Source organism: Mucilaginibacter metallidurans, from assembly GCF_003286435.2.
GTDB lineage: Bacteria > Bacteroidota > Bacteroidia > Sphingobacteriales > Sphingobacteriaceae > Mucilaginibacter > Mucilaginibacter gossypii.
This window is the reverse complement of sequence record NZ_CP043449.1, coordinates 639,503-654,840: the sequence shown is the minus strand read 5'-3', so window position 1 is coordinate 654,840 and position 15,338 is coordinate 639,503. Positions and strand designations below refer to the sequence as shown.

The window sequence follows — 15,338 nt, the reverse complement described above, 5'->3', positions numbered from 1 at the left end:
AAAACTTTTTAATCTTTAGTTTGTCTTAACGTAAAAATTTCAAATATCATATGGTTTTTATGAAAATAAAGCCAAAAATTGACTTAATATTCAAACAATGGCTTTAGACATCGTTGCAACCACCTCTAATCTTGATGAATACGCAGGTGCGCAGAAAGTTCTTTTAGATATTCATAATGGCATTAAACACAAATACAATTGCAAGGTATTGGGCTTTATCCCTTATGAGAAAGTGCATCCCAAATACAACATCCCGGCATCTGAATATGTAAAGTTTGGCAATCCATTTTACCTTAATAACAAGATATTACTGGTACACGCCCGTAATGTTATGGCGGTAATCATGGTGATCAAACGCATCTTCTTTCTAAACACCCGGATCATATATATCGCCCACAATGTATATGACACTCATAAAAACATCTCTTTCTTCCCGTACAACATTGTTTCTATTTCCAAAAAAGTTACCGAAAACCTGCTAGGATACTTCGGTTTAAAAAACAGGAACATCACTGTTATTTATAACGGGATCAAAGATGAGGCAGCAGGCAAACCTCAAATATCATTTAAACAGAATGGCAAAATAAGGATACTATATTCGGCAAGGGTAATTGATGTAAAACGGCAATTACTCATTGTTGATCAGCTTAATGGTAAGCTACATGCTGATATAGAAATTCACTTTGCCGGGCATGGGCCTGATTTGGCCCTGCTCTATGAAAAATGCAGGGATTCTGTAAACTTTAAGGCCTTAGGTTTTGTTGACGGAGTGAATGAGTTGGTAAAACAGGCCGATTTTCTGATGCTATATTCTATTCAGGAGGGGCTACCAATATCTTTAATTGAAGGAACAATGTACGGAAAACCTCTATTAATAAATGATGTAGGCGGCAACCTCGAAATAGGTGTTCCTGGTGTTAACGGGATTGAACTAAAAAAAGATTGGAACATATTTGCCGATCAGCTGAATAGTCTTGTACACCTAACTACAGAAGAATACACGAAAATGAGCGTTAACAGCCGTGCCAGATATGAAACGATGTTTACTTATGATGCTATGGTGAATAGTTACACCAGGCTTATCGATTCATTACAGCCGCAACCGTCCGCAACTTATTACAATAGTACAGATAAACAAATCACAAACGCATACACTGCTGAGTAAATGAACATCACCTATAATTCAGTTAAAACTAAAGTTTCCGGTTTATTTCAAAGTTCACTTTTTAAAAACAGCAGTTGGGGGATAATTTCACAAATGTCGCAAACGTTGTTTCTGAGTTTGTTTTTTGTGATCCTGGCCAGGATGTACCCGACAGGGATTTTTGCTAAATACATTGTTGCCAATGCGATATACCAATTGGTAACTGCATTTTCAACAATGGGCTTAAGCCAGTGGTTTATCAGGGAGTATATGCATACCGAAGATAAGCCCAAGATGATCAGTAAGTTCATAAAAATGCAGATCTATTTCGGGCTGATTTTTTATGCTGTAAATATCTGTTTGGCGTTTTTGCTTTATGGGGATCAGTTTACCCGGGTACTTATTATTTTAATGGGCGTAAACGTAATTTTTGACAACCTGATCAACGGTATAAAATCATTGAACATAGCGAACTTCGAACAAAAGAAAACCGCCATCATCCTAACTATCGAATCTGTGTTGAAATTTGTGGCAGGCTGTGTCTTATTTATATACCCGTTTTCAATCATTACGCTGTCTGTAATCCTTATTGCCATCCGCTTTTTAACGCTTAACCTGTTTCTTGTCATTGGGTCATCGAACATGATTACTATAAAAACTCTCTGGGGCTGTTCAGTTAGCTATTTCGACTTAAAAGCTATGGTGATTATGAACTGGGCATTTGTCATTATCGGAGGGGTATCTATCATCAACTGGCGCATGTCTAATATCATCATTTCAAAAGTTCTAACCGCTTTTGATGTAGCCAACTATGAAATTTCTTTTAAGATATTTTCGATAGCCCAGATCCTGCCGGTTGTTATTTCAACTTCTGTTTTTCCGCTACTGGTAAAACACTATTCCAAACACGACAAAGGCGATTTTTTTGCCTTTTATAAAAAGATGCATGTGTACTACCTGCTTTTTGGCTGGCTGGCATATACCTTCATTTATTCATTTTCGAATAAGCTTATTCCGCTTGCATTTGGCAATGCTTACTTAAACAACGCAGAATATACACGCCAAATGTTTTTAACCATCCTGGTTTTTCCTACAGCACTACTACAGGCCAATGTTTTAATAGCCATGAAAATGGAAAAACAAGATATGCTGTTTAACATCATCGCCCTTGTTGTAAACCTGTCTGTATGTTTACTGGGAGTACTTTATATCAAATCGCTGGCCGTGGTGAACTACTCTATTTTTGTGTCCTTCCTGGTTTTTCACATTGCTCAGGATATTTTACTGCTGAGCCGCAAAATGACAACGTTGCTTTCGGTTCTCAAATTTTATATAATTTCTGCCGCGTTTACGGGCGGCTACATTTTGCTAAGTAAAGCGATTAACCCTTACATATTGTTCACCCTAACCTGGATAATAACATTGGCAGTTACCTTTGCGGGTAACAAACTTCAATATACCAAGCCTGCTATATTAAGTAAAAGCATGAGCCGTTAAGCCGCGTTTAATTTGCTGGGACGTATAATTACGTATCCCAGAGGCAAGCAATAGAAAACTTGCCTCTGTTTTATGAAATCGTAATCACTTTTCTACAAAAGAAATCAGTAAACTTTAAGCGTTCTTATTATCGGTGGTCAAGCTCCTGCTTTTTGTATAGCCGAAAAGGTTCGCCTGCTTTATCCATGTTATCTGCTTTTCCGGTTTTCGAAAGCTGAACAACCACCAAAAGTTAAAGCGCAGGCAAAAGTTATAAAAAAAGATTGGTAATACTATTCCGGCGGACCAAATGACCAGCACCAATAACGGCACGTTAGTAATGTGAAAAATACTCATCATCATCGTACGCACTACTGTCATCATAATTATCTGAACGCAGTATATGTATAATGAATGATAACCTACTATTTTGAGAAAATTAAGAATATTTAGCTTTTGAAGGAAGAAGGAGCAGTTTATTGATAACGCACAACCGATTAGAGCCTGCAAAAAGAACAGATAATGCCTGTTGATCTCCACGTTACGGATACCAAAATCAGAAGCCTGAAGGTTTATGGGCGTACAGTAATATTGGATTGCTATAAAAGCTAAAAGCAGCGGAACGAAAAATTTCCATGAAGTAAATAATTGCATTTTTCTGTCGTCCAGCATTACCTGCGAAAGCAGATCACCTAAGGCGAAAAACACATAATACTCGAATATGTCGGTGAACAAGCCTGCTCTTAGCTCGTACATGAGCGGAAATAACGCATAAAGTATCACGCCGAAAAAAAACTGCGTTAAGGAAGGCAGCCTCAGCTTAGTATGTAAAAATGAATATATTACACCGATACAGTACAGGGCATTAAGGTACCAGAAAATACCCGTCCTTCGCGGGTTAATGATCAGGTTTAAATAATCAATAGGCGTATAACCGTTATGTGTAAACCTATTCATTACAATTTGTAACGATACCTGGATTATGCCCCACATCAGCAATGGGTACAAAATATTATTACCACGGTCACCGATGTATGATTTCAGGCCTTTTTTATTCAGGCTTTTTACAATCAGCAGTCCCGAAATGATAAAAAACAAGGGCATCCGGAATCCGTATAGGAACACACCGATGTAATTCAAAACAGGGTATTGATCAAGTGCAAGTCCATGATCTTTTAATATCTCGTAACAATGACCATAAGCTACAAGTATAATACTTATCCCCTTGTCGTAATCGATCCATGGCCACCTTTTTTGATTTCGTATAAATCGGGCGTTAAATGGATCCATGAAAAAAAATATGTTTTTTGGCTTGGCAGATATTAGATGTAATCATATACCAACACAATTCAAACTTTTAAAAATTGTTTGATTTAGTGGCATTTTGAATATCTTTCCTTTCAAATCAGAAAAGGGACCTATGCTTTTTGATAATAATTGAAGAATATTCAAAAACACAGCATTAACCATAATGACACAGCTTGAGCTATCTCAACAGTTGAGATTAATTTCGCTAACAAAGGGATTTCAAATCTTTTCATATTCAGGAAAATCAGGCGTTTCCATTGCTGCTTGGATAGGTCAATTTGCAAATCCATTTGAAAAAAGATTGCAACGTATTAGCCCGGGCCGTGGGTAACGGCGTGAAAATTTACAGGTAATATTCTGAGGGCCGAGGCCAAAGACATCGTGATAAGATTTTAAACGCCTGCATACGATATAATGGGTTCTATGTCCGCTTTCATCAAAACATGGATTTTTAGGGGATATCGATCCGATTAGTTGATGCTTTTCCGCTATTGGCGCGTTTGAAACGTCCTTATATGTGGAAAAACTTGGCAATCACCATATCCTGCAAGTTTTCAATCGTCTTTAAGCTGTTACCTTTTCAGCAACTTTCGATAAGTGGTTCGTCATAGTTTACCCATCTGCGTTGTCAACTCCGGGTATAAATTGTGGTGAAGGCTGCGAATTCGATTTACCCATTCATTTGTTTAATTTTACAAACCGGCAACTAATTTAAGGAATAACTAAATCTATCAAATAATAAAACATATCAGCTGCGGTTTTTCCAGGCTTAACTTTCAATCAAATGATTAGCGACAAAATTGAGATAACACGGGATACACAATCATTTTATGCCAGCTTTTGTTTAGTAAAAGAATCATTTTATAACATTGAAAACAAGACATGTTTACTTCATAAGGAAGAAATTGCGTATTATCAATCGTTGAAAGCCTCCAGAAGAAAACACAGTTATTTATTGGGAAGAATCGCTGCAAAAAATGCCCTGATAGATTTATTAGGCACTGGAAAGTGCGAAGATATTTATATTGGAACTGGTGTGTTTCAATATCCGGTCATATATTATGATTTGGCGAACAATGTCCAAGTCTCTATAAGCCACTGCAATGATTTCGGTATCGCTATGGTTTATCCTGAAAATCATCCACTTGGCGTTGATATCGAAAAAATCAATCTACCTGATTTGGACGCAATGAAGACGCAAATTTCCGACCGAGAATTGGTTTTCTTCGGAGATCTTGAGCTATCCTTACTTCAAGGGTGCACCATTTTGTGGACAGTCAAAGAAAGTTTGTCAAAAATTTTAAAAGTTGGCATGACAAATGGACTACATCTTTTTGAAGTCGATGAGGTGAAAAAAGAAAAAGGTTTTTATATCAGTACCTTTCGTAGTTTTTATCAATATAAAGCGATTTCCTTTATTGCCGGAGATTATGCTTGCTCTATTGCCGCTCCCAAAAATTCATCTGTTAACCTGAGTTCATTTCTCGATGCATTCAATAAAATATCTCTAATAAAACAGGATGGAGTTCAAACTTCTAAATTATCACAATGACATCTATGAAGCCGATAACGCAACCGTCAATTTCCTTGCGGATAAAATTTTAACGAAAGAAAAGGGCCATCCGGCCCGATTTATAATAAGGTTTAGGTTACAGCGGCCGGGCGCGAGGCAGCGGCCCATGTTCTTTTTATCGTATCCATTCGCTTCAACGTTGTCTCATCCAAAATAACTAAACACCCCATGAGAACAAGGGTTGGCGACAGCCATATCCGGATCAGGGACTGGATTTTACATATATAGTATTTTTTTTCAGCGCCAACCTTGTCAGCACAGTTAAGAGCACCTCTATTTTAAACGGTTTTGCTATATAGTCGTCCAGGCGAGCGTTCAGACAATGCTCCCTGTCTTCGTCAAAAGCGTTCGCAGTCATCGCTACTATAAAAGGCATTTGTGCATAATGCCGGCGAATCGCACCGGTCGCTTCGATACCATCCATATGAGGCATTTGGATATCCATTAAAATTAAATCATATCTTTTCTTTTCTAACATGTTTAATACTTCAACACCGTCAGCTGCAGTATCAGGACTATAGCGCACCTTTGATAAGATTCTAACGATTAATTTTTGATTTATGACATTATCCTCAGCGATCAGAATATCAAAGGGGTAATCCACTGCAAAAGGTTCACTCAATCGCTTTCTATCAGTTTCGCCAGACAGGATGTTCGGCGCAGACTTTGTTAGGACCCTGTCAAGCATATTAAAGAGCTGGTGCTGTTTAACAGGCTTGCTGACTATACCGGAAAAAAGAGCCATGCTTATTTTGCCAGTCTGACCACCTAAAGGGTTTAACAATATCACCGGGACCTACGGGTAAAGTTCCCTGATCCTCGACGACAGGATTAATCCATCCATTTCCTGCATACTGTAATCGGTAATCACCACATCAAAGGCTTCGCTTTCAGGGAGAATCTGCAATGCCTGCAAAGGAGATTGGGTAATCGTACAATTCAATTTCCAGTCTGTCAGTTGCTGGGTTAATGTTTCCAGTTGGGTTAGGTTGTCGTCGATGGATCAAAACCTAACCTGGTTAGCAGTTATGAAAAAGGTGATCCGAGAGCCCGTGGTAATAAAACATTCGCGGCATCAGTCGCAGCAGGCGAAAATGATGGAGCGGGTATCCTTCCACAAATCATAACCACAGACAAAACAACATTGCGTTTAGCTATCTGGCATGAACGCCGGATAGAGCTGGCCCTTGAATTTAATCGCTGGTACGACCTGGTAAGATATAACAAAGTGGCCGGCCCCAATGGCAGTTCAGGCACCGGCTATACAGAAAACCTGCTGAAGACTGTTTATGGGAGAACTAATTTTAATTATGCCAAATTCAGCCATTTTCCGATTCCGCAAACTTTTGTTACTTCGTCAAATGGCGTACTCAAACAAAACAGTGCCTGGTAATTGCTCCTTACTTTTTCCGTTGTTCAATCTCGCATGAACTGCGGACCGTAAATAAGTAACAAAATAAGACAGCATATATCGGAACTAATAAAATAGTTCGACTAAAGGCAAGCTTAGCGTTTAGTATTGCCGCAATAAATTTAGTCAGTTTTTGAATTAAAATAATTAGGTGTTCAATAAATCCACCATGTTGATTTATTGAACACCTTTTACAAAGAAAAATGGCTCAATTATTCATGTTTTTCACTCAACTTTTTCTCCTCATATTTCTCCAAAATCCGCTCTATCATCATCAGGAAGCCATAAATGTGTTCAATTAATTTCCCAGTCCCGGTACATATGGGATTATAGACAAATCCGAGCAAAGTCTGTTCGATATCGAGCAGACTTTTTCATTTCTATTATTTTAGTATATCTCAGATCCAGGCACTGATGAAACGTCAGTAATTATTTTCATCAAAGCGGTCTTTTACACGATTTCTGTAAATGAAAAAAACCCATTGTCATTAAAAATTTATTACTTCGATCAGGTACCCGTTAGCAACTAATCCCGTTAGTGTTCTTTCCTTTGTTCAGTTCTACACTTATCGAAAGAATTACGATCCAACGATAATGATTAGTCAAACAGTAAAACCAGGCATGAATTATAAACCTCAGCCTACTATGTCGATACCGATATCCATGTTGGCTTACACAGTTTTTTTGATATAAATAACCATTGCTATGTTTAGGCTATCTTTCATGCGTGTAGAAAGTAATTTCCTCCAAGGTCATAAAATCCCCACCATAATTAGATAGAAGCTTAAACCTGTAATACCTGAATTTTGGAGTTGAGGTTGGAACAGAAAAGTTTTCACCCGCCAAGGCAAAAGTGACATCCGTGTCAGAGTTCTGACCTACGGGGAGGCCGGATGGTTTTACCGAAGTATAGGATCCTATTTTAGTCCAGCTTGCCCAGCTTCCATCCATGTTGGGGTTATTACTGCCGTATAATTCGAAGGTTTTTACGCTTTGCAATTGATAAAGCCTATCGTTAGCTTGCCAAACTTTAAACCGGCTTAAGGAGGTAGAAGTACCGGCATCAAAAGTGAACCAGCATGGAATTGTAGATTCTGTTGCGAAGCCCGGCGGGTTATAACTTTCATCCCATAAATACTCTTCCAGCCAACCATAGCCGCCTTCAAGCACATCTGTAGGTAAGATCTTTACCGCGAATTTAGATTTATCAAACTGCCTTTCAAACTTGGGCAAGGTGACCGATGATGGATCTGGCGAAAATGTTTCGAACGCCGTGGTATCAGGCTTGAATAAGGATTTAAATGTAAGCACGCTGCTTTCTTTATAATCAGGCAGTTCGGTATTGGTTTGATTTGCCGGAACGATGAACTTTTTGGCAGAACCATTAACCGCCGTATAATTTATCTCTACGCCAAGCTCTCCATTTGCAGGTTCGCCCCAGCCCAGTTCTATTTTGTTTCCATCGGGTGATTGTTCTACGGTTTTCAGCTTCCGGTTAATCAAGGAGTTTAAATAACTCGGCCCATAAACTACACCCGAAACGTTTACCCCTACAGATTTTCGACCTTGCGCGTCGTAGGTATAAACATCAAAACTGTAGTTACCCTCGGTCAGTTTATCGATGATCACATTTACTGTATCCTTGCCAGGAGCGTGGGTAATAGCAACCTCTGTTGAATCATGATGGTTATTATAGAACACCCTCATTTTGGTTACCAGCGGGTCATTACCAAGCGTTGCCGATAACTGCACGCTATTGTAACCAGAATGCACCAGTACAGTATCCAGCCTGCCGGGATATGTGATCTCACCGCCCGCCATGTATTTTTTATAAGCGTCGCCGCTTTTAGTGCATGAGCTTAATATTGCGATAAAGGCAACGAGACACAGCACCGCAAAATATTTTATTACTTTCATAAACTTTTATTGATCAGTTGGTTTTATTTAGTATCTCCCCACATCATTATTTCATTAAAATTCACATACGATCCGTTCGACCAGTTTTTCAGCGTCCGGAACCTGATGTATCTCACCTTTGGGGCATCCAGTGGAAATGTGATGGTTTCGCCGGCACGTGCGGCATCAATATCTTCCTGCGATAGCTGGCCCTCAGGCAGTCCTGATGGTTTTATTTGAGTATGTGATGCTAAAAGGGTCCAGCCGTCATAGCTGCCATCGGGATTAATGGTGTTAGTGCCCCAAATCTCTACTACACGCGGATTGTGTAACGAGTAGAAGAACCCCTCCCTCATGAAATAACTTAAGCGGCTTAGTTTTGCCGTAACACCCATATCGTAAGTAAACTGTTGCGGCATTTTAGAGGCATCGCCCGTGTGGTAGTAGCCACCGGCGTTGGTTACGTCGCCATCAAATAGTTCATCAATGCCGCCGCCGTATTGTGGGCCAAGTGGCGCGTCGGTTGGCAGGGCTATGCCTTTGATCTTCGTCCGGTCTAAAAGTTCTTCAAACAGGGGAGTAACAGTTACCAGTAGGGTATCAGATAAATTACCCCACCTGTCGCGGGTGTAAATACCAAACTTGGTTGGCTTGGCGGGTAAGTTGCGGGTTGAGAAATTACCTTTTTGCAGGTTGGTATAGTTGGTAAGGATAGGTGCGAACTCGCCTAACGAATCGGTAGCTAACACCACGATAGCCAAGCTGGCTTTAGTGCTATTGGTAAACTTAACGTTAATACCACCGAAATCTGGCGTTACAGTTAACGAATCGCGGGTAAGTTTTAAAGGCGGGGTGAGCGGATGTACTGTTACCTCTACCGGAGCCGATACGTTTTCACCTTTGTCTACAGCGTATAATTTTACCTGATAATCCATGCTGTTACCAAAGCCATCCACAGTCAGATCGCTATTATAGCGGCTAACTTTTGTTTCCCTGGCCTCACCTTTTTTGATAGCGTATACCGCTTTAATATAAAGCAGGTCGCCATCGGTGGGTATGGTGTAGCTTATTTTGGCGGCACCGTTCAGGTTAATCACCGTAACCTTGCTTACCGGGCCGGGCGGGGTATGGTCATTAACAATAGGCGCAAGCTCATCCTGCTTACAGGAATTGGCCAATAATACAATCAGGACGATGCAGCACCTGAACAATATCTTTTTCATTATCTTATATTTTAAAATGATCTCCATTTTTAATGTCGTTTAAGCCAATCACCATCCTGGGTTTTGTACCAGATTGGGGTTAACCTGCAAATCGGTTTCTTTTATCGGCCAGAAGTAATCCCTCGGGGCAACAAACTTCGGCGTGAACAGTAATACCCGACGGTTATAATCCTCGTAGGTGGATTGTATAATATCCCAGCCGTATATTGGCGCGCTTAATACCTGTGGCGCGGTTTTCCAGCGGCGGAGGTCCCAGAAGCGACTGCCTTCAAAAGCCATTTCTATCCCGCGCTCCTGGCGAATGATATCCCGTAAGCCGTCAACCGTAGTGTATTTGGTAGGATTGGTTGAATAAGTAGCCCATGAGCTTTCAACCGATTTCAAACCCGCCCTTGCCCTGATCTGGTTAAGATAAGGCAATGCGGCAGCGGGGTTACCTGTTTCATTTAATGCTTCCGCGTATAACAAATACAGATCGCCAAGGCGCATAACCGGCCATGGATATGATTCGATAGTGACATTTGTTTTTGAATAAACAAGGTTCCAGTTAACTACTTTTTTGGTGTAATACCCGGTTACCGAATACAGGCGACTTTGCTTTTTGCCGGTGTACTGTTCAGACTTACTTTGGATATTATAGTTGCCATTATGCATAAACCAGGTTGAACCATCAAAAGCCAGATCGGCATAAAAACGGGGCTCGCGTTCAAAGTGAAGACCTACAGTTTGATAGCCTTCCTGCATCCAGGTGTCCAAATTGGTAACGGTTCGCAGTTTGAACCTATCGGCATAGTTCCAGGTCTTGTCTTCCTCTATCGGCACACCATTTTTGGTATAGAATAGCTCTGCCATTTTTAGCGGCGGGGCCAATTTGCCTTTCAAACTGAGGTTAATGTTATCCGGATCAATTTGCGGGCAGGCATATTGTTGCAACCAGAAGGTTGAAGCTGCCGCCTCGGAGGTAAGACCCCAGATCAGTTCGTTGTTCCACTTTTCACAAATGGCATTACGAATGTTCATTTCAATTTTAGTAGCACCATCAACCGCTACATCTGTACTTGAAAAATAGTACAACTTACGGCCCGCGGCCGCGGCAGCATCAATGGCTATTTTGCAGGCGTTGGCAGCACGTGTCCATTTTTTAGCATCGTATTGCGGGTTAAACAGCAATTTGCCATCAACTCCCTTAAACCCGACAAAATCGTTATTACCATTAAAAAGCGGACTGGCAGCTGTTACCAGCACCCTGGCCTTAATAGCTAAAGCTGCAACTTTGGTAATACGGCCCAATTCGGTAGTAGTACTGGTAATGGTGCTTGGTAAGCCGGTATTGGCATCACCCGCGGCGGCCTCGTCTATCAGTTTAGCAATGTAGTTCACCACCGAGTCGGCCGGCTGCCTGAACACTTTAAACACCCCGGGGTTGGCTGTTATCGGCGGATTTTTATCAAGGATAGGTATTGGCCCGTACATCCTGAACAGGTACCAATGCAGGTAAGCTTTGATAAACTTGGCTTCGGCAATCCATCTTAGTTTTACATAAGGCTGCAGATCCGCCACTCTGTCGATGTTCTCCAAAAATATATTACATGTTCTGATGCCTTGCCATAGGTTACGGTTATCAAACTGGTCCCAATAGTTCATGTATGGGTCTGCCCTGTTTTGTTCGCCTCGGGCAATGTTGTAAGGGTCAAGGAAAAAGTAATCCTCTGTCATGGGCCAATAGGTCCAGGCCTCGTCACCGCCGCTAAAGCCGGGATTTTTATCTGGGTTGCCCTCCTGCGGAAGATATGAATAGCAGGTGAACAGGTATTTTTCGGCCTCGGTACGGTTAGCGAATACGTTATCGAGCGTGGCCACATTATCGGGTACTACATCAAGGTAGCTTTTCTTGCAGGAGGCTATCCCGGTAAGCAATACAACTAATAGCAAAAGCTTTACCATCCTCCCCGGGATATGCCCGAAATATTGGTTATATACAGATAAAATTTTCATGCGATTTGAATTGGTTTAAAATGTAATGTTCGCGCCGATGTTAAACACCTTTTGTACCGGGTAACCAAGGCCATTGCTGCCCTGCTCGGGATCCCACAGCTTAAAGCTACTAAGCAGGAATAGGTTGGTACCATTGAGATAAAGGCGGATAGAAGAGATATGGTACCGCTTAAGTGTTTTCTCTCTGATGTTATAAGCCAGTTCAGTGCTCTTCATCCGCAGGAATGATCCGTTACGCATCCACCAGTTTGATGATTGATTGTTATTACTATTTTGTGTTAAACTTAACCTTGGCCAAAAAGCGTAAAGGTTCCGATTATCTTCCGACCAGTGATCTTTTGCTATCACATCCAACAAACCATGCTGATCGGGCCCGTTGGCCACAAATGGCGAGATCTGGCTTGGATTGATAAAAAACGATGACCGTGCCGAACCCTGGAAAAACGAACTAAGCTCCCAATTACCATATCCATAGGTAAAGCCAAAACCATAAATAATTTCGGGAGTGGTTGGGTATCCTAACCCGTTCACCATATCCAGGTTGGTAATCTGCCCGTCGCCGTTCAGGTCGCGGTATTTGATATCTCCACCCCTTACTTCGCCAAAGTTCTGTTTGGGCGAATTTTTCACATCTTCATCATCCACAAACAAACGCTCTGCTATCAATCCGTAGGCCTGTGTAAGCGACTGGCCAACCCGTGAAAGATATAGCATGTTAGATGGGTACTGCGGCTCTTCGTTAACCAGCAATTTGCTGGTGGCATAGGTGAAAGTACCCCGCATTTGCAACCACGATTTCCCAAAGTTTTTATTGTAATCCATAGCAACATCTAAGCCTTTTGCCTCAGCAACACCAACGTTGGCACTAACCGGGGCGGTAAGGCCGAGCGTGGTTGGGATATATGCCCTATCCATCAAAATATTGCTCCGGCGTTCTTTGTAGGCATCTACAATAAGGTTCATGGAATCAAATAAACCTAAGTCCATACCTAAGTTTAATTTTTTCGACCTCTCCCAGGTGATACCTTCGTTGGCATATCTTGAAATAGATACACCATTTTTTGTATATCCGCCGTTTTCGCCAAAAGTGGCCCCATAAGCCGGATCATTCAACGTTACGTTTGATAAGTAAAAGAACCTGTCGCCGGCGTTGCCTATCTGATCATTACCAACAAGGCCGTAGGTTGCGCGGAACTTGAGTTTATTAATAACATGCTCAAGCGGCTTAAAGAACTTCTCGTTGTTTACATTCCATGCCACGCCCACAGACGGGAAAAAACCATATCTGTTATTTTGAGCAAAACGTTCTGAGCCATTATAACCAAAGTTGGTTTCAAAAAGATAGCGACCATCAAACCCATAAGTAAACCTTCCGGATAAACCTTGGTTACGGAAAGGCAAGGATGATGTAAGGGTGCCGGCGTTACCGTTAAGGTAGTTGCGCCTGATGCCGATAAGCAAACCGCTTACATTGTGCAGCTTGTTAAAAGTGCGGTTATAGTTCAAGGCAAGCTCGCCATATGTGGTGGTGTTTACCAGTTTATCGCCTTGTGTGTAGTTAAGGTACTCAGTAGCGGTGCCTTCATTCAGGAGAGAAATGGTATAACCTTTAGGATCGCTTACCGAGGGGCTTGCAGCATAATAAAATGGGATGTATTGCCTGCTTAAGTTGAAGTATGAATAGCGCTTGGTATAAACCATTCCCCTTGCCGAAAGACCTTCGGTAATAAACTTCAGGTCTTGCTTTAACTCCAGCTGAACGTTAAGCGTTGATGTGCTGTATTGCTGAAACCCCGATACCATGGATGCATAAGGGTTGGTATACACCTCGCCATTAGTGCCCCGAGCGGCATTGCCAAAAAGCGGGTGTTTTACATAAGGCAGATCTGATGCCGGGAAAATAGCCGGAAACAATACGGGATTGGCATTAAGCGTGCTGTTAAAAACCCTTGTACCACCACTAACGGTGTTGCCATTAGCATCTGTACCACCTATTGGTCCAGAATAATCATCAAAATCGCCGGAGGTACGCAGGATGCCTTCGGTAGTGGGGGTAAGCTTAACGTTGATGTTGGACCGGATCTCGTAACTTTTCAGTTTAACATTATTGCTAAAGTTATTGAGTCTTTGGTTTTTTAAAACACCGTTATCCTGGTTAGCGGTAGCAGCTATATAGTATTGCGCCTTAGTGCCGCCGCCGGTGAGGTTTAAGTTAAACCTTTGGTTATTGGTGTATTTTTTTATCAGCGAACCAATCCAATCATTATTAGGATATAAAAGCGGATTATCACCTGCAACCGTATGATCTATCTTGTTTTGCGAATATGGTAAAGGTGCTAATGGATTCCTGGTAAGGGCGGCTTCGTTGGCCAGGTTCATGTAAGTGATATTATCGGCGAGCCTGAAGTTTTCGGTATTGGTTGATGTTGAATTTTCAAGGCGCACATTAAACCGTGTATCGCCGCTTTTACCCGTTTTAGTGGTGATCAAAATTACGCCATTAGCACCGCGTGCACCATATAATGATGATGCAGCCGCGTCTTTCAAAACCGAAAATGCCGAGATATCGTCCGGCTGGAGACGGGCAAGCTCGTTCGCTGCCGATTCCATACCATCTATTAATATCAACGGATCGATTTTACCGGAACCAAAAGAGGTAATTCCCCTGACAAAGAACGAGGCATTATCATAGCCTGGCTCCCCGCTACGCTGGTAGGATATTAAACCTGAAATGCGCCCGGCAAGCATGGTGGTAAGGTTACTGGTAGGGCCTTTGATCTCTTTAGGGTTAATGGTAGTGATGGAGCTTACCATGCTCTCCTTTTTTTGCGTGCCGTAGGCTACTACCGCTACTTCGTTCAGGTCGTTTTTATCATCAAGTAATACGACGTTGATGGTGTGGCGGTCGCCAGGCACAATTTGCTGTTTAACGAACCCAAGGAAGGAGAACACCAGTGTATCCCTGCCCTTTGGTAAACTGATCACATAGTCGCCTGCGTTATCACTTACAACCCCTCGCGGGCTGTGCTTAATGGTTACACTAACTCCCGGCATGGTTACGCCTTTGGTATCCGTTATTTTTCCCTTAACCGTAAACGAAGTTTGGCCGTGTACCACCAATCCGATCGGGAACATTAAAAGAACACAAGAACCCAGGAATTTTAAATTTTGATAGGTAAAGATTCTTTGAACCATAGAATGATTTGGTTTAGTATTAATTTTTTATAATATTGTACATACATAATTACATATTTAAATTTAAATTAACAAATTATGCAGTTTAATAATTTATTCAACAACAGGCTTGTTTTA

At 41.5% G+C, this 15,338-nt stretch carries 11 protein-coding genes; 4 read left to right on the top strand and 7 right to left on the bottom strand.

What is annotated here, in order from left to right; all coding sequences use genetic code 11:
- Positions 1-97 precede the first annotated feature (97 nt).
- Both DIU38_RS02905 and DIU38_RS02900 read left to right on the top strand, forming a co-directional pair.
- On the top strand, positions 98-1,165 hold the full coding sequence (locus DIU38_RS02905) for a glycosyltransferase family 4 protein (RefSeq protein WP_112656620.1): 1,068 nt from the start codon (positions 98-100) through the stop codon (positions 1,163-1,165).
- On the top strand, positions 1,166-2,641 hold the full coding sequence (locus DIU38_RS02900) for an oligosaccharide flippase family protein (RefSeq protein WP_112656618.1): 1,476 nt from the start codon (positions 1,166-1,168) through the stop codon (positions 2,639-2,641).
- 114 nt (positions 2,642-2,755) lie between these two features.
- On the opposite strand, the gene DIU38_RS02895 is transcribed toward DIU38_RS02900, so the two are convergent.
- Positions 2,756-3,910 carry an acyltransferase family protein gene (locus DIU38_RS02895; protein WP_112656616.1) on the bottom strand — a complete coding sequence of 385 codons (1,155 nt, stop codon included), beginning with the start codon at positions 3,908-3,910 and terminating at the stop codon, positions 2,756-2,758.
- An 802-nt stretch (positions 3,911-4,712) separates the two neighbouring features.
- On the opposite strand from DIU38_RS02895, the gene DIU38_RS02890 reads away from it, so the two are divergent.
- Positions 4,713-5,480 carry a 4'-phosphopantetheinyl transferase family protein gene (locus tag DIU38_RS02890; RefSeq protein WP_112656614.1) on the top strand — a complete coding sequence of 256 codons (768 nt, stop codon included), beginning with the start codon at positions 4,713-4,715 and terminating at the stop codon, positions 5,478-5,480.
- Positions 5,481-5,703: 223 nt separating this feature from the next.
- On the opposite strand, the gene DIU38_RS02885 is transcribed toward DIU38_RS02890, so the two are convergent.
- The gene (locus tag DIU38_RS02885; protein WP_112683118.1) at positions 5,704-6,246 is read right to left on the bottom strand and encodes a response regulator; all 543 of its coding nucleotides are present in this window, start codon (positions 6,244-6,246) and stop codon (positions 5,704-5,706) included.
- Positions 6,247-6,297: 51 nt separating this feature from the next.
- Complete coding sequence (locus DIU38_RS02880; RefSeq protein WP_243770583.1) at positions 6,298-6,444, bottom strand: response regulator; 147 nt, start codon at positions 6,442-6,444, stop codon at positions 6,298-6,300.
- 201 nt (positions 6,445-6,645) lie between these two features.
- Here DIU38_RS02880 and DIU38_RS02875 point away from each other — a divergent pair, with 201 nt between their 5' ends.
- Positions 6,646-6,894, top strand: a complete 249-nt coding sequence (locus tag DIU38_RS02875; RefSeq protein ID WP_167516064.1) for a RagB/SusD family nutrient uptake outer membrane protein — start codon at positions 6,646-6,648, stop codon at positions 6,892-6,894.
- Positions 6,895-7,626: 732 nt separating this feature from the next.
- Here DIU38_RS02875 and DIU38_RS02870 read toward each other — a convergent pair.
- Genes DIU38_RS02870 through DIU38_RS02855 form a run of 4 tightly spaced genes read right to left on the bottom strand, consistent with a single transcriptional unit; the run spans position 7,627 to position 15,221 of the window.
- Entirely contained in the window at positions 7,627-8,829 is a 1,203-nt protein-coding gene (locus tag DIU38_RS02870) for a DUF4998 domain-containing protein (RefSeq protein WP_112656606.1), read from the bottom strand.
- Between the two features lie 23 nt (positions 8,830-8,852).
- Entirely contained in the window at positions 8,853-10,031 is a 1,179-nt protein-coding gene (locus DIU38_RS02865) for a DUF5000 domain-containing lipoprotein (protein ID WP_167516063.1), read from the bottom strand.
- A 48-nt stretch (positions 10,032-10,079) separates the two neighbouring features.
- A complete protein-coding gene (locus tag DIU38_RS02860) occupies positions 10,080-12,026 on the bottom strand; it encodes a RagB/SusD family nutrient uptake outer membrane protein (protein WP_243770584.1) in 1,947 nt (648 codons plus the stop codon).
- 15 nt (positions 12,027-12,041) lie between these two features.
- A complete protein-coding gene (locus DIU38_RS02855) occupies positions 12,042-15,221 on the bottom strand; it encodes a SusC/RagA family TonB-linked outer membrane protein (RefSeq protein WP_112656602.1) in 3,180 nt (1,059 codons plus the stop codon).
- Positions 15,222-15,338: the final 117 nt, after the last annotated feature.